Genomic DNA, 23393 nt, shown 5'->3' with positions numbered 1-23393 from the left:
GTATCAAGCGATGAACATGGTTGTATGTCCATTTGGGACTCAACATTCTATTACTTGCGGCACTAACTGGAACTCTGGATGGATAATAGTAACTCAACCAGTGGCCAATACAGGTACTCTTCTAAAGAGCCAACAAGCAACTCCAGTAGACCCGACATTAACCGCTAATGTAACAAGTGTAGTATTTGACTCCCATGGAATACGGCTTTTTTTGTTGGCCAAGGAACAGGAGGACAGAGTTCATTAATGCGAGCTACCTTGGTTGATAGTAATTGGATTATTCAGCCCATCGTTCCGGGAATTGAATTGATGAAAATACAATATGGAAATGATTATGCTAACCTTACTGGCAGTGACACAAGCAAGTTAATTTATCGAAAAACTTCCTTCAGTCTGTCTTCCGGGACAAAATTGTAAGTTACCATCAAATTTATATCGAATTACTGCACGCGCCCTTGGAGCGAATGGAAATTCATCCGTAATGCTACAAACTACACTACAAATTCAATAGGTCATTTATTATGAACCATATTAAATTAAATAATCAGAACAGACAGGTACTTTGCCTTTGAGGAATTATTCTATTTTTTCAGAAAATACAAATGACGGCTTTAGTATAAGGAACCATAAAATAATGAATAATTATCATAAAATAAGAAACAGTAATTCATTTCTTCATGGGTTTACCCTGATAGAACTGCTTATTGCGATGCTGGTCTTTGCAATTCTTATCGGTATAGCCTACCCTTCTTATAAAGCATATTTGTTGCGCTCCAATCGCGTGGATGCCCTTCAGACACTTGCTCAAGATCAGCTTATTTTAGAACGTTGCTATTCACAAAACTTTTCTTACAATACTGCCTGCGGTGCACTCCCTGCTTTTCCCCAAGCATCAACACAGGGTTTTTATAGCATAGCTATTTCAAATACAGGACCGACCACTTATACATTAACCGCCACCCCTGTCGGAAATCAGGTAGAGGATACAACCTGTGCCAGCATATCCGTTAACCAGGCTAATGTGAGAACAGCTACTGACACATCAGGAACAGCACAACCAAGGTGCTGGGATCTCCGTTAAATGATGCTAGAGAATCACCGTTAATTGTCAGTCGCCTTATATATAAAGCCATGGAAGCGAATCAAACACACTGTTTCTTAACCGAAAAGACAGCCTTTTATCCGCTAGATTTTTTTCCTTCAGTTTCGCTTAATACTGTTGAGGCCTCCTCAACAGCCTCATGTGAAAATAGAGTAAATGGATTAGTGCCCATAGTATTTTCCTCAGAACTTACTTTTCCATGCTTACTAATTAGTAATGCTTCATTAAGTAATGGTTCAGGAAAAGAATGTAAAGGTGGCAAAAACTCATAACCTGCTCTATTAATCATTAGACAAATTTCAGGTTGAGTAGCAAAATAATCAGTTAGTTTCAGACTCATTTTATCAGTGGATAAATCAGCTATTTTTAAATTGATTATTACATTCGCAACAGTGCCTAAAGCTTCTCGTCGAGAAGTTGAGTTATCAAACTCTACGTCATCTATAAAACTCATATTAATTACATTATTAAGTAAGTTTGATATGTATTCTGTTGAAACATCCTTTTGTTGGTAAAGTATCTGGCATATTTTTTGTAATACGGAAAAATATGCTAATAAGTCATCTTCATTTAACATGCCCCACTCATTACTACCATACATTGAAGAATGTAATTTCTGGCTTAAATAATTTTGTAACTTATTTTGTTTGAGGAAATTACGAGAGCTAAATGCCAAATCATTTAGAATATCCCTCATTTTAAGTGCCATTAATTTGGGACCACCTGTTTCAGAGTCGATTATTTTTTGTAATGTTGGGATCATAATTTGCATTAAAAAATAAAATTCTTGGACATTAAATACTGTTGCACCAAAACAATGAAAAAATATGTCATGAAGAGCAAACGAAACTGGGCCTGCTTGTAATTGATGAATTTTTTTAGGATTTGATTTGATATAAGCTGAATGAAGTGTAATCGGATGTTTATTTTTGCTGTGAAAATAATCGTACAGACTCTCAACTCCAACATTACCAAAACAAGGTGCTAGCTCTATTTGTCTTTCAGAATTTAATTTCTGTAATAACCATTTTGTAAAACCTGTTGAGGGGGTAAGTACAAAGGTTTGATCTTGATAAGTGTGAATCTGTAAAAGTGGCGAAAATTGTATATTCGTATCCATCATTGTTTTAACATCATCATTTTTATCCTGAGTATTATAAGGTATCCCTATTATCCATTCCTCGCTATCAGTAGCAGAGGAAAAATAGTCGACAATATCTTTAGCTGAAATCAGAAATTCAAATTTTTTTTCGATGTTTTTTGCGTATATGTGCAATAAGGAGGTGTCTTTGCTATTAAAAACACAGACTTTCCCCCAATTAAGTCTGCGCGCACCCGCATGTTCAGGATGTATTAATTGTTTCTCAGTAAACTGCATTAAAACACTTAAATATACATAACCAGTTAAAAATTGCTCCTCTTTAATTAAGTTTTCCTTTAAAAGATAAATTAAATACAACTGGCAATTTTGATCATTAAAAATTGATTGAGTTGAATCCCCATCATCTAATGCTTTTTTTAAATTAACGGCCCCCTCTTTTATGATCTCACCTTCAAGAAAAGTAGAATCTTTAACAAGAGAGCTTTTCTGAATAAATTTAACTAATGTAATAAATGCATTTGCTGATTCAGAAGTTAATTTACCCTTCATGATTAGACCTTAACTATATTTTATAGTTTAAGTATAGGCATAGCTCCGGGAATTTCATAATCCATTGCGTATTGTATATTGATATTATTAATTTATCATAATTAGAACAGATTGACGATAGTGTCGCTAAGCTCGTGATTGATTTTAGCCATCCATGGCTGAAATCGACTCGCAAACGCGACAAGTATGCCTCCGGCGGCCCTGGCCGTCCTGTGTCCGCTTGTTTTTTCACCCCATTCGGGGTTCAAAAACAACGCTACCCCAATGACTGACGCCTTTTCGGATGCCTTATATTTTGCCTGCGGCAAAACATCCGGCTCTAAGGCTACCAGGGACTACCAGCCTCGCTCGTTCCTCGCTTCCTTGGCTGGCAGCGGTTGATTATAAGAGGGCATTAAAAGCTCTGAAATTTTCGTGGCTTTTGAAGCGAAAATCCTAATTTCCTGGATTAGGAAGATTACAATTTTTGCAAAGGCCTTTGATTTCTACAGTGCAGTTTATAATTGAAAATTGAATCGCGTTAGCTGACTCTTTTACAGAGGTGAAATCAATAATGCACTCTAATTCTTTAACGAAATCGCACTGGCTGCAAATAAGAAATTGGGCCTGTCCCACGTGATGCCCATGCAAACAGGCCACATAGGATTTAAGGCTGTCAATGCAATGGATAAAGCCTTCTTGATGCCAAAACTGAATGGCACGATAAACTGTTGGTGGCTTGGGGTTTTCTACTTCCATGGATAGTTTTTGCAGTATGTCATAAGCACCGAGTGGCTTTCTTTCATCCACTAATATTTTTAGGACACGCTCTCTTGGCTCTGTAAATCGATACCCATGCTGAACGCAATGTTTATAAGCTCTGTCCAACAAATTATGTTTCATTAACCCTCTTCAAGTTAAGTTAGTACGCGCTAGTTTATCATAGTCTCCATTTCAAGGAAAAATGATCAATATAAGACCTCATAGACCAAAATAAATCACTTGCTGTCTAAAAATTATTTAATGTTTCTTGATTTCCATCAATCTACTGTTATATTATAACACTTTTTATTGAACCTTTGTGCCCTCTTAGCATCTATGTACTCATTTAAACAGAGGAAACCCATGTATTATTATAATTATCGATTCCATCTTTCAGATGATTCCCAATTTCTAGATACGGAAAAAAACGCAGAAAAAATTGAACGGATTTTGATTGAAGCCCACAGCCTGGATCTGGTCCGAGTAGCAATCGATTTGACTAGTGAAAATAAAAGTATCAGTTTATTGTGCAAATCCCAAGATGCTATCTCCATACAAGCCCAGGTAACAAAGATTTTATTAGACGAAGGGATTACTGTAAATGAAGGGATTGAGGCAGAAGAGCTCTGGGACGAAGAGGAAATGGGGCCACATACATCGAGGATCATACACCCTGATCGCATAAAAAAGCGCAAAAAAAAGACGAAAAATGATGGCCATTCTCATGATCACTCTCATGATCACGCTCATGACCACGCTCATGACCACGCTCATGATCATTCTCATGATCATTCTCATGGTCATGACAATCATTGGCTTAAAGCTGCATTAGGTTTGACCTGGGGAATAGGCTTGCTTGTTCTCTCTCTTGCGAGTTTCAACATTCCTCTGATTGCCTACTTTGTTCTAACCGGGCTTACTACATTGATGACTTTATATTTAGGACGTACTGTCTATCAATCAGCATGGCATGCATTGCTTGAAAAAAAATGGGATACCACAACTTTATACACAATTAGCACTTTGACCATTGTTGGTGTATCTCTTATAAGCCTGTTTGTTCCAGGGTTACCTATGATGTTTGAAGCAGCACCATTGGTTTTAGGTTTTTGGCATCTGGGTGAAGGGGTGGAACATACCTTAATAGGTGAGATTACCAGGAAATTGGATGTGCGCGATTGTGTACCTCCCCTAACCCTGTTAAAAGGTAAAACCGATAGAGAAATTTCAGTCAAAAAATTAATTCCTAATGATATTATCAGTATTAAAAGCGGAAATGTTATTCCTGTCGATGGAGTATTAACGCACGCAGCACTTCTTTATACCACACGAATAGATGGTTCTCCCTATCTCAAAACGTTCAAATCAGGGGACGCTGTGAAAGCCGGGATGACTTTAGCCGATCATATCCCTTCATTGGAAATGCGGGTTACCAAAACCTATCAAAACTCTTATCTCTCATTAATCGCAAAAAATATTAATAAAGCTAATAATGAAAAAGCACCTGTTGAACTGTTTGCAGATAAGGTATTGAAATATTTTATTCCTGGTTTGATCGGGGTAGCACTGGTATCAGGCATTGTCATAGGCTCAGTGTTTAATCCTGCTCTTGCTATTCAATGTGTTGTGTCTGTTCTTGTGAGTGCTTGCCCCTGTGCGTTAAGTTTAATTACCCCGCTGGCTGTTAAAATCGGGATGAAAAAAGCATCTGAAAATGGGATTCATTTTAACAATGGGAAAGCGTTACAAGCAGCTGCTGACATCGATACCACTGTTTTTGATTTAAATGGCACACTGACTAAAGGCAAAATTGCAGTAGATGCCTTGTATATGGCCGATAAAAAATTTTTGAGCCATATCGCATTATTAGAAGACCAATCCAATCATCCAGTGGCAAAAATTATTAAGTCTTATATAGAGGATCAAGGCATTGTTTCAAATGAGCCTTTAGAAATAACTTCCGTTGATAAAAGTCATCACTCGGGGGTGAAAGGAATAATTAATGGGGAGGCATTCATAGTAGGCAATATGGAGATGATCAGAGCTAATGGAATTACCCGTATCGATATACCTTATAATAAACCTGAAAATGGTTCCATTTACATTGTGCGTGGAACAACAGTAATTGGCCAAATGAGCTTATCTGACCCTTTGCGAGACGATGCCATTGCAACTGTTAATGAATTAAAGCGTCTTGGTATAACAGTACATATTTGTACTGGTGCAGATAGAGCCAGCACAGAAAAATACGCTGCATTATTAGGAGTTGATCCAGACAATATCTGTGCCAATGCAGTGGGGGCAGTAACCAGACCCGGAGAAGTATCTAAAATAAGTTACATTGAACAGTTAAAACAACAAGGCTGTAAGGTGGCTATGGTAGGTGATGCAGCAAATGATGCCACAGCCATTGCCTATTCAGATATAGGCATTGCGGTAAAATCAAGTATTGGTGATGACATCACAGAACAATATGCGGGCATCGTGATTCAGCAGGGGTTGTTATTCCCTATTGCCACCGCATTTGATGTGGCAAAAAAAACCAAACAAAATATTTTCCAAAACTTATTCGTGAGTTTAACCTATAACTCAATGATTACTTTAGTGGCAGCAGGATTGTTTGTTGCTTTAGGTTTTGCCCTAAATCCTGCACTGGGTGTTGCATTGATGGTGCTGGAATCAACTATTATTTTAGCGAATTTATACCGCTTTAAACATCAGGAAATTTTAGCTCCGGCATCACAAAATACACCTGTTGTAGTGGATGCAGACGTGCATGAAAATACAACTGCAAAAGTATTGGATGCTTTAGGATATCGCTCCCAACCTAAAGCCAGTTTAGATAGTGCACAAGAACCCGGGACACTAAGCTCTAATTCTGGAAAGCTATTTATGCCTGCCGCAAACCTCTCTTCCCATAACCCAGAGATGACTCAGCAAGAGGTAATGGGTCAAATGACCTGTTGGCCATGCCTAACCAATGGATAGCTCATTTCAAAAACTCAAGGATGAGACCAAAACCACAGGATGTGGTGACAAGAAAATCCGTTGATTAAAGCGCCGATTTCCATTACATTGCCACCTATAATGGAAAGTCCAACTACAAAATAAAATGGAAATTTTTTGCTTTTTGATGGGTATACTCTATTGGTATACCTCCAATTTTTATTTACCCATAGCCTGTTTATTAATCTTCTTTATCACCCCAAGATATCCAATTATTCTGCTATTTATACTTGGTATGTTAGTCGCCTGGATTCATCAATATCAAATAGTAACCAGAGGGGTACCTGATGCTGATGTAATTCCTCATGCCATATTACAAGGAACAATTGCCTCCATTCCAATACACAACATCAATAAAACACAATTTTCTTTTGCACTCGAAAAAATTAATGGGCATCCCGCCCAAGGTTTATTGCAATTAGCCTGGTATAATAAAGCCCCCCCTTTACATGCAGGGCAACGCTGGGAGCTTAGCGCAAAAATTAAAAAACCACGGAATTTTCTTAATCCTGGTAGTTATGATTACGTTAACTCTCTTCGCAAACGTCACATTGATTGGACGGGTTATATTCGTTCTAAAAACAATAAACTATTAACTGCTTCCCCCTCTTCATTTAATTGGTTACAACTCCGAGAGCGATTAGGTAATGCCCTCTTACAATTAGCACCAGATAAGCAAAAAGCAGGAATTATAGAGGCCCTAACTTTAAATTTAACGACCCACATCAGCCAGGAAAACTGGAATCTGTTCAGACGAACAGGGACTATTCATTTATTCGGTATTTCCGGGGAGCATATCGCATTGATATCAGGACTCGTTACTTTAATTCTAAGATGGGTATGGTCAAGGAGTAGCCGCTGTTGTTTATGGATCCCTGCCATTTCTGTAGCGAGCGTTGGCGGGCTAATTACGGCATTACTTTATGCCTTTTTAGCAGGATTTGAACCCCCGGTACAAAGAGCTTTAATTGGGTGTTTTTTATATACTTTATATTGTCTGGGGAAACAGCGTTTTACTCAATGGCAAGTATGGCGTTATGCTTTATTGGGGGTGTTGTGTCTCGAACCCCATGCCGTTTTTATGCAAGGATTTTATTTCTCCTTTCTGGCCGTAGCGTGTTTGCTATTAACCCAGCAACGCTGGAGAATTAAGGGATATAGAGGAAGGTTGGCGTTACAATTGAGTTGTTTGATTGGTTTGATGCCTTTAACCCTTTATTGGTTTTCCTATGGATCGCTCAACGGATTTATTGCCAATTTATTTGCCATTCCCCTGGTCGGCTTGCTTATAGTACCTTTAGCTTTAATTACCCTGTGTGCCTGCTCATATACATCGGCCTGGATGTTAATGAAGCCATTATCCTGGCTTATTGATTTACTGTTTAAGGGACTAATCTGGACAGAACACTTGGCTGGGATGAATATAAACTGGTCTATTAATAGGCTTCCTTTGGTCCTTTCATTAATGGGGGCTTTACTCATGTGGGTTTTATTGCCAGTCAAACCTTTCAAATTCCTGGCCGTTATTTGGCTTCTTGTTCCTTTTTTTCCACCGCGAACTATAATTCATCCAGGAGAAGCTTTGATCCATGTTTTAGATGTAGGACAGGGATTGGCTGTGACAATTCAGACCCAAAATCATGTATTGCTTTATGACACTGGAGATCAGTTTTTTCAAGGTAGTGACTTGGGAGCCATGGTTATTTTACCTTTTTATCAAGCCACAGGAATAAAAAAGGTTGATAAAATAGTGATCAGTCATCCTGATAAGGATCATCGAGGGGGATTAAAATCGGTCGAAGCAGGGATTAAAGTGGATCAGTTATTAGTCAATAATACTCGTTTTTATGATCATGGTTTAAATTGCCATGACTATCCAGAATGGCAATGGGATGGGATATCCTTTCGTTTTTTGCCAGTACGCGAAACTTTTCAAGATAAAAATAACAACTCCTGCATTTTACAAGTAGGAAACTCGATTGGACGTGTTTTACTAACAGGTGATATAGAAAAAATTAGTGAGGACTATCTGGTACGAACTTATGGAAATCAATTGGCATCTGAGGTGTTAATTGTCCCGCATCATGGAAGTAAAACTTCTTCATCTTATCGATTTTTACTTGAAGTGGCACCTCGTTATGCTATTGCTTCATTAGGCTTTGATAATCGATTTCATTTCCCACATGCCAAAACCCTCGCCAATATGACCTCCCTAGGCATTGCTTTTTTTAAAACAGACGAATGTGGCATGGTAGATATAACCCTTCCCCTCAAAGGAGAAATAAAAAGACCTGAATGTTATAGTGGCTTAAGAACATAAACCCTGTTTCTCAACACATCATCATGCACGGTATGTAATTTTTACTCTGCTTACCCACATTTCTATTAAATTAGAGATGAACCACAAAATAAAATTCTTCTTGCCTGAATTGTCATGAATCTGTATATTTGAACCAAGTGCGCATATTATGGACAATAATTTAGCGATTTTTACTCATCCGGAACTATGCTGCTGCTTTTTTTAGGCCTATTCAAACCAACCGCTAATATCGGTGCATGAATCCAGTATAACATTGATGTCTGTGTAACTATTGCGACGGGACATGTACAGCTCGTGAAAGATAAAGAACAAAATAGCCTGATGCTTTGAGTCAAGCAAGATCCAGACTGATTGGAGAACAATGGCATCGTCTTGAATCAAGGGCCGCTCTTGATCCACAAGACCCAAGAAACGAATCCTCTCTTGCAATGCTTAGTGTGTAACTTTAGTTATTTCTGGCTCCTCAAAATACTGGGAACACGTCAATTGTGATGTCCAGAAAACTATCTTGGATGTCACGGATAAGTCCCACTGTTTTCGTGAAGCGCAAATAACTAAAAGCTTCTGTGACACCTCTTTAAGATTATAACAGGCTGATTTTTAAATGGCTGAGTCCCTGCGTGCCGCTTCTTGTAAACGAAATCCAAAGAGATCTCTGGATGCCTCGAACAAGCTGAAGCACGTAGAAATTGGGGCTCGGGCCCAGAACGACCATTTAAAATCGACCTACAGCAGTTCTTAAAAATTTAATAGATTCGGGAACTAAAAAAATTCGATGCCTGAATTTCGGTCGCTCTTTTTTTAAGTTTCGCTATAGTTAAGCAATAGAGTTGATTTCACAAATTTTAATTTATTGAGATAACCATGCTAAGTTCAACAATCAAAAAAGAGTATTATCAAGCTTTACTTGATAAAGACAGCCATTATGAAGGAGTTTTTTACGTTGGTGTTAAAACGACTGGAATATTTTGTCGTCCAGGTTGTCCTGCCAAAAAACCTAAATTCGAAAACTGTGAATTCTATCTGACGGCTCAGGAAGCTCTTCTTGCTTCCTATAGACCCTGTATGCGTTGTCGCCCCCTGTCCCATCCAAACTATGTTTCAGAATTAGTACGTACTTTAGTTGCAGCAGTTGAAGCCAATCCAGAGAAAAGATGGAAAAACAGTGATTTTGAAGCCCTCTCAGTTGATGCATCAACAGCACGCAGACAATTTAAAAAACGATTTGGTATGACTTTTGTTGAATATGCCAGAGCAAGACGGATGGGTATTGCTATGAAACAAATACGTGAAGGTAAAGAGGTAATTGAAGCACAAGTTAATACAGGTTATGAGTCAAGCAGCGGATTTAGAGATGCATTCTCTAAAATCATGGGCGCAGCTCCAAGTAATCTTATTCAGCATAGCAGAGTCTTAAAAGCATCCTGGGTAGACACACGCTTGGGACCAATGCTTGCCATAGCTGATGAAGACGCATTATATCTTCTGGAGTTTGTGGATAGAAGAGGATTGGAACATGAGGTGGAACAACTGAGAAAGAAAACCAAATCGGTCATCATCCCAGGAAGCTGCCTTCCAATTATTTCTATTGAAAAGGAACTTAATGCCTACTTTGAAGGTAATTTAAATGAATTTGTAACACCACTACATCTTCTTGGTAGTCCTTTTCAAAAACTCACCTGGCAAGGGCTATTAAAGATCCCTTATGGGGAAACCAGAAGTTACTCCAAACAAGCAGAGGTTATAGGAAAATCGTCAGCAATCAGGGCGGTTGCCAATGCCAATGGAGCAAATCAACTTGCTATTATAATTCCCTGTCATAGAATTATAAATCTGAATGGAGATATCGGTGGCTATGGAGGCGGAATTGTCCGTAAAAAATGGCTTATCGAGCATGAACAGCGAAATAAATAATGAACCAATTATCTAATGTAAAAACACTTCTTCAACAATATGTTGAAGTTCCTAAAGAAAAACAAAGCTACTTTTTTAAGACAGGACCAGGACATTATGCAGAGCACGATAAATTCCTGGGTATCACCATTCCGAATCTTAGGAAAATAGCTGGAAGTAATAAAAATTTAGCTCATGAGGACCTTAAGACACTGATACAGTCACCCTATAACGAAGAGCGATTAGTGGCTTTGTTCATTTTAATAGAACAATACAAACAAGGTGATGAGGACGTCAAAAGCCGTATTTATCAGTTTTATTTAAGTCAGTTAGACCAGGTGAATAACTGGAATCTGGTTGATGCGTCAGCACCCTATATAGTTGGAGCTCATCTTCATCAAAAAAATAAAGAACTGCTGGCAGCATTAGCTCAGTCAAAAGTTCTATGGGAAAGACGGATTGCCATTGTTTCAACTTTGTACTTTATTCGTCATAATGATTTGCAATGGACTTTTAAAATTGCTCAATTACTCCTTAATGATAAACATGACTTAATTCATAAAGCAGTAGGATGGATGTTGCGGGAGGCCGGAAAAAAGGATCAAAATCAACTCATTGATTTTCTTGATCAATATGCCTCTGAAATGCCTAGAACCATGCTTAGGTACTCTATTGAACGATTTCCAGAACAGCAGAGAAAGGCCTACTTAAGCAAACCTCGGATAATTAATGAGAAGTGATTGCACTACCACCTGGCGATCCTCACGATTTTTTTTGTATCTATCATTTTTGTTTATTTTGCCTGCATATCGCTCTTTATGCACTTTAAGTTGCGATCCTCTGATAAATAGATTTAGGATGCACCACGATCCGTTCGTGCAGAAGAGAAGCGAGAGCAACGTCTCGAAACATTTATGCAGAAGCAAATTATAGGAGTGTGACTACTAAAATAATAAACCAACCTAATTTTTTCTTATTCACTGGAGGACCTGGGGCGGGAAAAACTTCTGTATTAAATGAACTTGGCAAATCGGGTTATGCTGTAGTTCCAGAGGTAGCTCGAGAGATCATCAAAACACAAAATCGTGATGGGGGCAACGCAACTCATACTGGTAATAGAAATGCTTTTCGCGATCTCATGCTGGAACAATCTGTTATCGATTTTGATCGCAGGATAACGAGCACTAAACCGTTTTCTTTGATCGAGGAATTCCAGATCTATATGGCTATTCTCGCTCTTTTTGTGATGATATCCCCTCCTCTGTATCTCAAGCGGTGCATAAATATCGCTATAATCCCAAGGTTTTTATTTTTCCGCCCTGGTTGGAGATATATAGTCATGACACAGAGAGGAAGCAAGATTTTCAAGAAGCGATAGAAACCTATCAAGCAATTAAAGAAGCCTATTTGATTTGTGGATATCTAATATAGGCGCGGTTTTCTGGACACAAAAAAAGGTTTTTTAAGAGCTATTCTTCTTAATACAAAGAGGAGAATAAAATGTCTAAAAAGCGAGCTTATTATACGGCGGCCAAGAAGGCAAAAATAACGCTAGCTGCGATTGAGGGGAAACTCACACAAGCGCAAATTACCAGTGAATACGGTGTTCACGCAACGCAGGTAAAAACTTGGAAGCAATCGGCCATCAAAGCCATTAACGATTTATTCTCTGGGGCTAATGAAAAAGAAGCCAAGTCCCAAGAGCAGCTTGTTGAGGCATTATATCAAGAAATTGGTCGACTTCAAGCGCAGCTATCTTGGCTAAAAAAAAAGCATGAACTTTAGTCTGGATGAAAAGCGCGTCATGATTGATCCTCTTGCCGAGCTCACCATTCGTGAACAATGCTTGCTATTAGACTTGCCTGTTTCAAGTTATTATTATAGTGCCAAGCCCATTTCTGTCGAAGATGAAGCGCTTATGGCGCTACTTGATGAGCACTATCTGCAGTATCCATGTGAAGGTAAAATTAAGCGGGCAAGATGGCTGTCAAAAGAAGTAGGCTATCCTGTTGGTAAACGTCGAGTAAAAAAGTTGATGGAAATGATGGGGTTATCGACTGTTTACCCAAAGCCAAATACAAGCGTTCCCAATAAGGAGCATGAGGTGTTCCCTTATTTATTAAAAGAGGTGGATATCACCAAACCAAATCAGGTTTGGGCCGCAGATATCACCTACATCCGCATGAAAGGAAAGCATGTGTATTTAGTAGCTATTATGGACTGGTATAGTCGTTATGTGATTGGATGGGCTATTTCACCTACTATGGAGGCTGAATTTTGTATTGAGGCGCTTAGAAACGCTTTGCTGCATTCGCGTTGTGAGATCTTTAACACGGATCAGGGTTCTCAATTTACCTCAAAAGATTGGATAAATACGCTAAAATCTCACCACATTTCTATCAGCATGGATGGGCGAGGACGTTATTTAGATAATATATTTATCGAGCGATTGTGGCGTAGTGTTAAGCAAGAAAAAATCTACCGGTATGATTTTGATACAATTGAAGAGGTTGAGCTGGCCTTAACGGAGTATTTTGAGTATTATAATAACCGAAGGCTTCACCAGTCCTTTAATTATTTAACGCCCGCAGAGGTGTATTATGGCCGGAAAAGACCATAAACCCTAAATGAGAGCGTCATGACTTACCCACAAGGCCCACAGGCCTATACGAGAAAGTGAAGCTCTCCTGACCTGTGGACTTGTGGATAAGTCATTCTGATAGAGTTGTGGTAAAATGACCTAAGACAATTCGTAGTAGCAATCACTATTCATACGGTATTGAGTAGGTTTAAATAGGTTAATTTGAGTGAATTTTTAACTATAAATGATGGATGAATAGCTCTTATTTTTCCTTAATTTTGTTCCAGACATGCGGACCCATATCAATCAACTGATTGAAGTACCTAAGGTTTCGGTTCATTGTAGAATTGAATTTATCTTGCAAATTTTAAATACTAAAAAATTAGAAACCTCATGAAAATTCATTTTACCAACAAGGGTTCCTTTCAGTAGATATTAACCAGGAATAGAATGAGCAGGGATGCTTACCATCATTAATAATGATGCACGTTCATATTAACACTTTGAATTAAAAAGGGTGAATCTCCAGAGGGCGAAGCACTAACAACCAGCAACGAAAAATCAATATTCATATGCAGCTCTGGAATATTAAATGATTGATTCACTCGCCAGCATTGATCGCTAATACAGTCTGTTAAATTGGTTATCTTGGGTTCTGTCAGAGGCTTGGGGTGTATAACCAGTTTTTGTTTGTCAATCATTTTGAGTTCTTTATTAAAAAAGGCGCTCATAGGCTCCCAAGCTGCCTGAGAGTATTTTTTTCTGACCAATGCAACGTCCTGGGGCGTATCAAAGTAACTGGCTGATAAGGTTTCGATTAATGTTTTCTGGGTCCAATCTGTAACATAACTATCACCAAAAGAATGGGCAATAGACGAGAAATAGAGAGAGAGAAATAACATACAACAAAAATATTTTTTGTTCATGTTGCTATTCCTTAGCAAATGACCACATGAGCCGTATTTAAATAATAGGATTAATAACAAATAATATCCAATACATAAAAAAGAAATGATTAGGAACGGATATTTGATATTAATTTAGTAGGCTGTATTTTCTTAAGAAACAACGAAATTGATTTAAAATTGAACTAAAAAGTGTTAGTCTACGTACTAATTATAAAACACAAGCGACCCTAATGAAACAGTCCGAGCCCAACAGTCAAATCCCTTTAGAACAACCCTATTTTTCTTCATTGCCCTTGCGTGAAGAACTACTTAGAAGCCTTGACTCTCTTCGTTATGAAACCATGACTCCCATTCAAGTGCAAAGCCTCCCCATCATGCTAAGAAAAGAGGATGTCATTGCACAGGCAAAAACTGGTAGTGGAAAAACTGCTGCATTTGGACTTTCTATATTAAATAATTTAAAAATCGAATGGTTTGCTGTTCAGGGATTAATTCTGTGTCCGACCCGCGAATTAGCGGAGCAAGTAAGTCAAGCCTTACGTCGCTTAGCCTGTTTCATGCCTAACGTTAAAATCATTAATTTATCGGGTGGGATACCAATGAAGCCCCAGCTGGACTCGTTAAGACATGGAGCACATATTATTGTAGGTACACCAGGCCGGATTCAAAAACACCTCAATAAAGGTTCATTAACCTTAGATAAACTGAGTACTCTGATTTTGGATGAAGCAGATAGAATGCTTGATATGGGATTTTTTGATGACATTAAAACGATTATTTCGGTTTGTCCGAAACAACGACAAACCTTACTTTTTTCTGCTACCTATCCGGAAGAAATCAAAAAGCTATCCAAGCAATTGATGCATAATCCTCAGGAAGTGCTTATTGAAACACCCCATGCAGAATTTGATATTGAACAACGCTTTTATGAAGCACCCAATCAAGGTAGTAAATTTACTTTGCTAAAATCGCTACTTCTCCACTATAAACCAAGCTCGGCTTTAATTTTTTGTAATACCAAACTACAAACTGCTGATGTTACTGATCTGCTGATCCATGCCGGCTTTAGCGCTGCAGCCTTAAATGGTGATATGGAACAGGTTGAACGGGATATGGCTATAATGCGTTTTGCCAATCAAAGCTGTTCTTTATTAGTGGCTACCGATGTTGCTGCTCGGGGGCTTGATATTAAAGAACTCCCTGCGGTCATCAATTTTGATCTCGCCTTTGAACATGACGTGCACATCCATCGAATTGGTCGAACAGGGCGAGCGGGTAATAAAGGCCTGGCTTTAAGTATTACTACTCCGGCAGATGCCCTAAGGATAGTGGCCATTGAAGAAGGGCTAACCCACCCCATAACCTGGGGAAAAAGTACTGAGCTAGACAGTGGGAACGAAACCATATTATTGCCTGAAATGATCACTTTATGCATGGCCTCTGGTAAAAAAGATAAAATTCGTCCTGGAGATATTTTAGGAGCATTAACCAAAGATGCAGGATTAGCTGGAGATAAGATTGGCAAAATTAATATCACCACCTTTCATTCTTATGTGGCAATTCATCGCAGTCAGGCAGACAAAGCTCATGAATATTTACAACATGGTACATTAAAAGGACGAAAAGTCAGCGTACGAAAAATAAAGTAAGCTCCAGGGCGTTTTGACACGCCCAACTGTGCCAGATGTGATGAGTTAACTGCTATCAAGCAATCATTGAGTGATTGCTTGATAGCCTGCTTCATCAAGAGTTGCTTTTGCATATTGAGCAATCAGTTCGTGAATAGCAGCAGTCGGATGAACATGATCCCAAAATAAGTGACCTGTGCACGAGTCAGGAACCGAGTTGAATTTGTCCTGCGTTTGTTGATGATAGCTCACTTCCATCGCTTCCTTCAGAACTGGATTAGAAAGAATGGCCTGTTTTGTTTTTTCATCTAAAACAATATTATGTTGTTTTGCCTGATCCGTTAAGTAGTGGTCTAATAATAGTGGATTATTAAGCATTGCCCGATAGGAATATCCACCGTCATAACAGGGTTCAGTCACATTAGTAATATTAAACTGCTGGGGCTGATTTATTAATTGTTCGAACACACTATGGACATCAAAATAAGCAATATTAATATTTGGATACTGCTCTTTCAGCTCATTATATGTAGCTAATAATTTCTCATTATGTTTATTCGTTAATTCCGTTAAAAGTTCTTGTCGATTCGCATTGATTGCCGAAGGTGTTTTGCCAAGATCAGGCAAATTAACTATCAAGACCATAACAGCACCATGATCAATAAGTGATTTAATATCAGTACTGACAGCATTAACTACAGAACTGGTTATATCATCTACATTAGTTGGTCCATTTAAGTAATTATTTGCACCAATCCAGATAATAAAAAGACTTTTATTTTTGTTGGTGTAGTTATGTAGGTATAAGTAATCGTCTATCTCTGTACCCAAGGTATAAGGTAAATTTTCCTCATAAGAAAGAACTGCGCCAGCACCTCCAACCGCGAAATCCTGAAAATTATCTTCTTTTCCATTGGGGAAATAGAATTGATATAGATTCTCGACCCAAACAGGACCATTAGTAAAATGTCCTTTATAATATGGCGGCGATTTAGGAATGAAATGGCCTAAGTAGGAATATAAATTACCATTATCTGACAGACTATCCCCGAAAGTGACTATGGTATCAAACTTATAACTATAGGAGTTAAGAGTCACAGTAAACATCATAAAACTAAGAATAAAGTTTTTAAACACTCTCAATCACCATAATAAACGTAGAATAAAATTTAGTATACAGAACAAATATTAGCGTATTATTAAGTTTGTCTGATCAAAATTTAACTTTTAGCTTATGGGTGTTTGTTATTTTGGGACTTAAAAAGATGGTGTTATACGAACCGACCTAAATTTTAATCTTCCACCAATCTGCCAATGCAGTGTTCTTATAATGCGATAACTGACGGGAAAAAAATAACTGTGCTTTATCCCGCTGTTGTGTATGCAACAGACAGAGTAAATAAGTTTGTGCCAATAGTTCAATTTGCGCATCACTGCCGCCTATACGAGAAGCTTGTCCAATAACCGGAGCCATTAATTCACCAGCAGTTTTATAATCAGCATCCGCAAAAGCATAAACTCCTCGACATAAAGGTAAAACAACTTCGGTCCATAATGGGGCCGAGGACAGTGAATCAACCTGGATTTCCATTTGCTTTAATGAATCCTTAGCCAATTTTTTTTGACCGGATCGCACTAAACCATAAATAAAATGAACATTATTAAAGCCTGTATAATATTCAAAGGGATGAGATCCTAAATGACTGGCTACTGAGTGAATCATTTTTTCTTGCGATAAACCCGCCATATCCATTCGCCAGATTAAGGACAGAGCATCAATTTGCTCAAGAACGGTATCAGGCATCGTTCCAAAAACTGCAGGATATAATTTCATGACCTCGTTCTCGTTACGTTGGGCTAAATGAAATAAGGCCAGATGCCAGGTATTATGTCCTTTTAATAAAGGTAAAATTTGATCCCAACTACTTTGTAACTCCCCCAAACGCCTGACTCCACCAGAAAAATCATGATTTAACAGATATACATGGGAAAGAGTATGGTGTGCCCATGGTGTAACCCGATTCATTGCGATTGCAGCTTCAGCCATTTCCATGGATTGTGCATAGTGCCCACACAGTTCCAATGCAAAAGAGTGAATTGCCAAAAAATGAGACTCATCTTGATTTTCTGAAGCACATTGATTACAAACACGCAAAAAATTATCTGCCTGAAAGGCCTGACCGGTACAGTAAAAAAGCCACTCTAAAAATTTAAGAGCTAAAGTATCTTTTGGAAAAAGCGCAACAACGTTTTCTAATAAATTAATAGCTTTGGTATAATCTCGCTGGTACCAACTAAAAACTGCTTCATATAATATTTGTTCACGGAGGTTCGCAAACTGCAACAGTTTTTCAGCTTGTACCAGATGAATTTTAGCCTGTTTATCAACTTCATACTCTTGTGCATATAGATAATAAGCAGCAGCATAAGTTTGGGTTAGTAAACTGGATGGATTACGCTCAGCTGCATCCAAAATGTTGCCAGCACTTTGCCCGGAGCCTAGAATTTGTTGATGAAAATGATCAATGCTATCAATAACATCGTGTGAATCGGTAGTAACTGCTAATCCTCGCTTCGTGGTCATCATCATGAGCGCCCAAACAGAATTTATTTAATAAATCATAGCATAAATACAGCAGTCCTACAGATTGGAGTATATTGAAGTCAACTCCTAATCTCCCCCTTCTGGCACTATTAATTACAATTTTTTCTGTTTGTTATTAAGCTCAATCACCATTACCTTTATCGCATGGTTTGTCAAATTAATATCTTTGTGTAATTCATTTGGGACGTCTTTGCTAAGGTAATAAGCTTTATCCTTTTCAAGTTTTAGATTATGGGATTTCCCTTTATCGGTAATGATTTTTAGTAGTCCATCCGTGAGTGCTACAACTACACGGTCATGCTCGTGACGATGCATTGGCAATTCCTGACCTGATGCAGGATAAATAAACGTCTTCCAGACAGTTACCTGATCATTGGAAAATTGTTCCATACGTTTGGTTAACTCTCCTTTTGTCTGAGCAATAGCTGTTGTGCTGCCTAATATAACACCCAGGGTTACCAACCAATAATTCTTCATCAATCTTATCTCCATTTTTTAGTGATGGAATAGTTTAACACCGCGAGGATCTTTAAAACCAGGAAAGCTGCACTAAATAAACCAGGTTATGGCGATAATACCTGCCGTATCCAACTATTTTCCCACCATACATACTCGCTCACATCAGAAAGCTCATCAGTACGATAAGTATAAAAAACGAATCTATCGGGTTTAAATTTAAATCCGTAATAAAATTCATTCATTGGCAGTTTTTGTCCATAATATTGCAGTTCAATCAAACTTTTCTTTTCCTCTAAAATCTCTTTACTGGCAATAGGAGTGGCAGAGGTGGCTGCATAACTACAGAATCGAATTTGAGCTTCACGCGGATAACTGTTCCAATAGCTTTTATTCTCCTCAAGTGTTAATGGAGCTGCCTTGCCTTCAATAATTACTTCCCGAGATGACATCTCAAACCAGAACGTTAACGCAGCAATTGGATTATTAAGAAGTTCAGTCACTTTGCGTGTTTCTTTTTGAGTAAAGAATATCAGGTTATCTTCGTTAATTTCACGAATGGCTACTACACGACTGTGAGGGATTGCAGACAATGTAGCTGTAGAAAGCACAGCTTGCTGAGGATTGGGCACCCCCAATTCTTTCTCTTCTTCCAGCCAGTTTTTCAATAGGTTAACCGGACGTCTCATGATAACGTTCGAGCTCTTCATAAGAGATAATTTAAACTCTGAAAATAACATAAAACAATGCAGTTAACACTTTCTTATATGAAAATATCATTCCAAGCTGATCTATTGTCACGAAATAGACATTCATAGAATCCTGTGGGAACTTAGCAGAACTCATTAAATATCCAGAAAGCATTTCGACTACTCAAAAATAATTAGGATAAGGCTGTGGCTTAGAGGGTTTCAAGTTTTAGTAATATTAATCTATATGATTATTAATTAATTATGATAGGATACGCTCTATTTATTTTATCTCTAGGGAAAGAAATTTATGAAAATGAAAAAACGGGCTTTTTCCTCAACTATAATAGCTTTAATACTATGTTCCCAGGTAACAGAAGTTAGAGCTGGTGGCTATGTGGATGAACCAGAGTTGTGGAATGGTGCCTATTGGGGCTTATCCTTTGGCGCTGGAGGCGGGAGCTCCAAGGGTGAGGTAGCTGTATTAAACAGTTCTGCTAACGAGCAAACAAACAATCTTGGCGTTATCCTAACCTCAACACAAAACATCACTCCCAATATCGGAGTATTAAATGCTGACTCTCAAATGTCACAAGCCCAACTGTTTATTGGTTATAATGTTCATCAACCCAATTCCAGACTTGTTTATGGCGGGCAAATTGATATGGGTCCGCATGTCTGGAACAAAATTAAGGAAAAATAAGAGCTATTCATCCATCATTTATAGTTAAAAATTCACTCAAATTAACCTATTTAAACCTACTCAATACCGTATGAATAGTGATTGCTACTACGAATTGTCTTAGGTCATTTTACCACAACTCTATCAGAATGACTTATCCACAAGTCCACAGGTCAGGAGAGCTTCACTTTCTCGTATAGGCCTGTGGGCCTTGTGGGTAAGTCATGACGCTCTCATTTAGGGTTTATGGTCTTTTCCGGCCATAATACACCTCTGCGGGCGTTAAATAATTAAAGGACTGGTGAAGCCTTCGGTTATTATAATACTCAAAATACTCCGTTAAGGCCAGCTCAACCTCTTCAATTGTATCAAAATCATACCGGTAGATTTTTTCTTGCTTAACACTACGCCACAATCGCTCGATAAATATATTATCTAAATAACGTCCTCGCCCATCCATGCTGATAGAAATGTGGTGAGATTTTAGCGTATTTATCCAATCTTTTGAGGTAAATTGAGAACCCTGATCCGTGTTAAAGATCTCACAACGCGAATGCAGCAAAGCGTTTCTAAGCGCCTCAATACAAAATTCAGCCTCCATAGTAGGTGAAATAGCCCATCCAATCACATAACGACTATACCAGTCCATAATAGCTACTAAATACACATGCTTTCCTTTCATGCGGATGTAGGTGATATCTGCGGCCCAAACCTGATTTGGTTTGGTGATATCCACCTCTTTTAATAAATAAGGGAACACCTCATGCTCCTTATTGGGAACGCTTGTATTTGGCTTTGGGTAAACAGTCGATAACCCCATCATTTCCATCAACTTTTTTACTCGACGTTTACCAACAGGATAGCCTACTTCTTTTGACAGCCATCTTGCCCGCTTAATTTTACCTTCACATGGATACTGCAGATAGTGCTCATCAAGTAGCGCCATAAGCGCTTCATCTTCGACAGAAATGGGCTTGGCACTATAATAATAACTTGAAACAGGCAAGTCTAATAGCAAGCATTGTTCACGAATGGTGAGCTCGGCAAGAGGATCAATCATGACGCGCTTTTCATCCAGACTAAAGTTCATGCTTTTTTTTTAGCCAAGATAGCTGCGCTTGAAGTCGACCAATTTCTTGATATAATGCCTCAACAAGCTGCTCTTGGGACTTGGCTTCTTTTTCATTAGCCCCAGAGAATAAATCGTTAATGGCTTTGATGGCCGATTGCTTCCAAGTTTTTACCTGCGTTGCGTGAACACCGTATTCACTGGTAATTTGCGCTTGTGTGAGTTTCCCCTCAATCGCAGCTAGCGTTATTTTTGCCTTCTTGGCCGCCGTATAATAAGCTCGCTTTTTAGACATTTTATTCTCCTCTTTGTATTAAGAAGAATAGCTCTTAAAAAACCTTTTTTTGTGTCCAGAAAACCGCGCCTATATTAAATTGAGGGTTCCTTATTTTATTCATTAAATTCTTTTGCCTATATACCTTTGACAGGAACAACGAGCTTTACCAATTTTCTTCTACCCAGCCAAAATAGAACAGTGCCAGACACGGGTGGCCAATTTAGTGATTTGACTATTTCCTCGATGATTTCGCTAATAGGCAGAGTTGGCATTCTTGCTAAACCAAATACCCTGGTTTATGGTTTGGTGGGACCCACAGAGGCGAAATATCTACTTTCAACTAGAAGAGACTGGAAGCTAGGAGTTACATCTGGGGCAGGATTCGAGCATAAATTTAATGAGCATTGGTCAGTGCTTGCTGAATATCGTTTTACACACTTGAATTTTAATGATTTAAACGACCAAAATGTAACTAATAGCGCATTTGGAACAAACCTAACCTCAGTTACGACTACCGGACTTCTCCAAACTGTACAAAGAAATTTAAATATCAATGCAGGTAATTTCGCAGTCGTTTATCGAATCTGATTTGATTACAAAATTATTTGACTTTGTAATAATTTAATTAAATTACAGGGGTATATTGATAATTTTTCACAAACCTCTTTACGCCACGACTTGTCCGTGGCCTCCCCAGAAATTTGTATAAGCTCCAGATTTCTTTATATCAGTTACCTCTTTGGATTTAATCCCTCAATCAAGTCTAATTCACAAAATAATATGTACTAAAGTGATTACGCACTCTCTCAGGTTGATGCGTGCGAACAACGTTACCATTCGTCATCTGCCATAGGTAATCACTGTGTTTTTAACATTTCAATCATTATTTGAAGTTTTTTTTTAGCAGAGGATTAAGTATGGTTGAGCTGCCTATTTTAAATTTAAATAGACAGCTTATAGACTCTGAGGTAATCAGAGTCTTACATCAAAGGCCTATCTTTGTTGTTGGTATCCGAATCGTTACTAACAGTCGGTACTGTGAGTTGGCTCACTTGTCTTGTCTCATGAATTTTGGATTCCATTTTATTCATCGTATTTGGTTTTTGTGCTGCCGAAGTAGACATACGTCTAACCTCTGGCTTTTTTGTAGGCGTAGCAGCAGCTTTTTTTGTTGTTTTAGGCTTAGTCTTACTTGCCGAAGGTTTTGCCGCTCCTTTAAGAACAGAGGAAGCTGTTTTAGTAGCTTTTTTCATTGTCTTCGCTGTATCTTTCAGGCTTTTTTGGGCCGCAGACTCAGTTTTTTTTACACTTTTCTTCATACTTGAAGCCACTTTTTTTGCCGTACGTTGTCCCTCGCTCACAGCCTCTTTCAAGCCATGTTGCGTTACTGTTTGTGCCTGACTCATTAGCTCTTTTGTATTTAGAGCGAGCTTATCAGATATATTATGCCAATTTTTTTCCATAAGATGAAACATATCCTGCATATAATCCAAAGTTTTATGACTATTTTGGATAAAAACATGCATGTTTTTTTCCAGTACTTCTTCAGGTTTTTGCGGATTAAATAAATCGGCAGGATGTAAATAAGAAAATTTTTGTAATGTCCTCATATTTAACTCAATCATTTCCTGCAAAGGTTTTTCTATTGGATTAATGTATTTCTGGGAAAAATGTTGCTGCGTCATTTTGATCTCCTTATGCTGCATTGCACAATCCAAGATTAGTAAAAATATTTTCCTTTGTCAAATGAAGTTTGATAAGCAATGATTATTTGTGCATTCATTA

The 23393-nt window shown here is 38.2% G+C and carries 23 protein-coding genes and 2 pseudogenes; 15 read left to right on the top strand and 10 right to left on the bottom strand.

Annotated features, from left to right (window positions below; translation table 11 throughout):
- Positions 1–10 precede the first annotated feature (10 nt).
- The 4 genes and pseudogenes from HRS36_RS04295 (at position 11) to HRS36_RS04280 (ending at position 1081) form a co-directional block, all read left to right on the top strand.
- Positions 11–247 carry a GspH/FimT family pseudopilin gene (locus tag HRS36_RS04295; protein ID WP_173238450.1) on the top strand — a complete coding sequence of 79 codons (237 nt, stop codon included), beginning with the start codon at positions 11–13 and terminating at the stop codon, positions 245–247.
- Positions 202–327, top strand: a pseudogene (locus tag HRS36_RS18935) (PilW family protein); the annotation flags it as partial. The gene HRS36_RS04295 and the pseudogene HRS36_RS18935, both read left to right, overlap by 46 nt.
- Positions 328–373: 46 nt before the next feature.
- The gene (locus HRS36_RS18930) at positions 374–511 is read left to right on the top strand and encodes a pilus assembly protein (RefSeq protein ID WP_173238449.1); all 138 of its coding nucleotides are present in this window, start codon (positions 374–376) and stop codon (positions 509–511) included.
- A gap of 123 nt (positions 512–634) precedes the next feature.
- Positions 635–1081, top strand: coding sequence for a type IV pilin protein (locus tag HRS36_RS04280; protein WP_173236368.1), 447 nt, complete (start codon positions 635–637; stop codon positions 1079–1081).
- Between the two features lie 97 nt (positions 1082–1178).
- On the opposite strand, the gene HRS36_RS04275 is transcribed toward HRS36_RS04280, so the two are convergent.
- Positions 1179–2753 carry a hypothetical protein gene (locus HRS36_RS04275; protein ID WP_173236367.1) on the bottom strand — a complete coding sequence of 525 codons (1575 nt, stop codon included), beginning with the start codon at positions 2751–2753 and terminating at the stop codon, positions 1179–1181.
- Positions 2754–3188: 435 nt separating this feature from the next.
- Complete coding sequence (locus HRS36_RS04270) at positions 3189–3635, bottom strand: Fur family transcriptional regulator (RefSeq protein WP_173236366.1); 447 nt, start codon at positions 3633–3635, stop codon at positions 3189–3191.
- A 222-nt stretch (positions 3636–3857) separates the two neighbouring features.
- On the opposite strand from HRS36_RS04270, the gene HRS36_RS04265 reads away from it, so the two are divergent.
- From HRS36_RS04265 to HRS36_RS04235, 8 genes and pseudogenes are all read left to right on the top strand, one after another.
- The gene (locus HRS36_RS04265) at positions 3858–6482 is read left to right on the top strand and encodes a heavy metal translocating P-type ATPase (protein ID WP_173236365.1); all 2625 of its coding nucleotides are present in this window, start codon (positions 3858–3860) and stop codon (positions 6480–6482) included.
- Positions 6483–6606: 124 nt separating this feature from the next.
- Positions 6607–8820, top strand: a complete 2214-nt coding sequence (locus HRS36_RS04260; protein ID WP_173236364.1) for a DNA internalization-related competence protein ComEC/Rec2 — start codon at positions 6607–6609, stop codon at positions 8818–8820.
- An 864-nt stretch (positions 8821–9684) separates the two neighbouring features.
- A complete protein-coding gene (locus HRS36_RS04255; RefSeq protein ID WP_173236363.1) occupies positions 9685–10734 on the top strand; it encodes a bifunctional transcriptional activator/DNA repair enzyme AdaA in 1050 nt (349 codons plus the stop codon).
- Positions 10734–11453 carry a DNA alkylation repair protein gene (locus HRS36_RS04250; RefSeq protein ID WP_173236362.1) on the top strand — a complete coding sequence of 240 codons (720 nt, stop codon included), beginning with the start codon at positions 10734–10736 and terminating at the stop codon, positions 11451–11453. The genes HRS36_RS04255 and HRS36_RS04250 overlap by 1 nt, the downstream gene beginning before the upstream one ends.
- Before the next feature lie 197 nt (positions 11454–11650).
- Positions 11651–11827: pseudogene (locus HRS36_RS18815) on the top strand (AAA family ATPase); the annotation flags it as partial.
- Between the two features lie 95 nt (positions 11828–11922).
- Positions 11923–12144 (top strand): AAA family ATPase, encoded by a 222-nt coding sequence (locus HRS36_RS18810; RefSeq protein WP_338033746.1) that lies wholly within the window; start codon positions 11923–11925, stop codon positions 12142–12144.
- Between the two features lie 69 nt (positions 12145–12213).
- The gene (locus HRS36_RS04240; RefSeq protein WP_173235475.1) at positions 12214–12498 is read left to right on the top strand and encodes a transposase; all 285 of its coding nucleotides are present in this window, start codon (positions 12214–12216) and stop codon (positions 12496–12498) included.
- Positions 12488–13333: an IS3 family transposase gene (locus HRS36_RS04235; RefSeq protein ID WP_173235473.1), complete on the top strand. Its 846-nt coding sequence runs from the start codon at positions 12488–12490 to the stop codon at positions 13331–13333. Before HRS36_RS04240 ends, HRS36_RS04235 begins: the two co-directional genes overlap by 11 nt.
- A gap of 434 nt (positions 13334–13767) precedes the next feature.
- Here the strand turns inward: HRS36_RS04235 and HRS36_RS04230 are convergent, their stop codons facing one another.
- Positions 13768–14220 carry a hypothetical protein gene (locus tag HRS36_RS04230; RefSeq protein WP_173236361.1) on the bottom strand — a complete coding sequence of 151 codons (453 nt, stop codon included), beginning with the start codon at positions 14218–14220 and terminating at the stop codon, positions 13768–13770.
- A gap of 212 nt (positions 14221–14432) precedes the next feature.
- Between HRS36_RS04230 and dbpA the strand changes: the two genes are divergently transcribed.
- Positions 14433–15851, top strand: coding sequence for an ATP-dependent RNA helicase DbpA (gene dbpA / locus HRS36_RS04225; protein ID WP_173236360.1), 1419 nt, complete (start codon positions 14433–14435; stop codon positions 15849–15851).
- A 63-nt stretch (positions 15852–15914) separates the two neighbouring features.
- Here the strand turns inward: dbpA and HRS36_RS04220 are convergent, their stop codons facing one another.
- The 4 genes from HRS36_RS04220 to HRS36_RS04205 form a co-directional block, all read right to left on the bottom strand.
- On the bottom strand, positions 15915–16967 hold the full coding sequence (locus HRS36_RS04220) for an SGNH/GDSL hydrolase family protein (protein WP_173236359.1): 1053 nt from the start codon (positions 16965–16967) through the stop codon (positions 15915–15917).
- A 148-nt stretch (positions 16968–17115) separates the two neighbouring features.
- Entirely contained in the window at positions 17116–18414 is a 1299-nt protein-coding gene (locus HRS36_RS04215) for a tetratricopeptide repeat protein (protein ID WP_173236358.1), read from the bottom strand.
- Positions 18415–18528: 114 nt separating this feature from the next.
- Positions 18529–18912 carry a cupin domain-containing protein gene (locus HRS36_RS04210; protein ID WP_173238448.1) on the bottom strand — a complete coding sequence of 128 codons (384 nt, stop codon included), beginning with the start codon at positions 18910–18912 and terminating at the stop codon, positions 18529–18531.
- An 86-nt stretch (positions 18913–18998) separates the two neighbouring features.
- On the bottom strand, positions 18999–19580 hold the full coding sequence (locus HRS36_RS04205; RefSeq protein WP_173238447.1) for a pyridoxine/pyridoxamine 5'-phosphate oxidase: 582 nt from the start codon (positions 19578–19580) through the stop codon (positions 18999–19001).
- Between the two features lie 310 nt (positions 19581–19890).
- Between HRS36_RS04205 and HRS36_RS04200 the strand changes: the two genes are divergently transcribed.
- Positions 19891–20283 (top strand): hypothetical protein, encoded by a 393-nt coding sequence (locus HRS36_RS04200; RefSeq protein WP_173236357.1) that lies wholly within the window; start codon positions 19891–19893, stop codon positions 20281–20283.
- Positions 20284–20506: 223 nt separating this feature from the next.
- Here the strand turns inward: HRS36_RS04200 and HRS36_RS04195 are convergent, their stop codons facing one another.
- Positions 20507–21352: an IS3 family transposase gene (locus HRS36_RS04195; protein WP_173235473.1), complete on the bottom strand. Its 846-nt coding sequence runs from the start codon at positions 21350–21352 to the stop codon at positions 20507–20509.
- Entirely contained in the window at positions 21342–21626 is a 285-nt protein-coding gene (locus HRS36_RS04190) for a transposase (RefSeq protein ID WP_173235475.1), read from the bottom strand. Before HRS36_RS04190 ends, HRS36_RS04195 begins: the two co-directional genes overlap by 11 nt.
- Positions 21627–21851: 225 nt before the next feature.
- Between HRS36_RS04190 and HRS36_RS04185 the strand changes: the two genes are divergently transcribed.
- Positions 21852–22196 (top strand): outer membrane protein, encoded by a 345-nt coding sequence (locus HRS36_RS04185; RefSeq protein WP_173236356.1) that lies wholly within the window; start codon positions 21852–21854, stop codon positions 22194–22196.
- Positions 22197–22588: 392 nt separating this feature from the next.
- On the opposite strand, the gene HRS36_RS04180 is transcribed toward HRS36_RS04185, so the two are convergent.
- The gene (locus HRS36_RS04180; RefSeq protein ID WP_173236355.1) at positions 22589–23293 is read right to left on the bottom strand and encodes a hypothetical protein; all 705 of its coding nucleotides are present in this window, start codon (positions 23291–23293) and stop codon (positions 22589–22591) included.
- Between the last annotated feature and the right edge of the window lie 100 nt (positions 23294–23393).

This window comes from Legionella antarctica (genome assembly GCF_011764505.1).
In the GTDB taxonomy this organism is placed as follows: Bacteria; Pseudomonadota; Gammaproteobacteria; order Legionellales; family Legionellaceae; genus Legionella; species Legionella antarctica.
The sequence above is the reverse complement of the archived record's forward strand: the minus strand, read 5'-3'. Positions and strand labels throughout refer to the sequence as shown.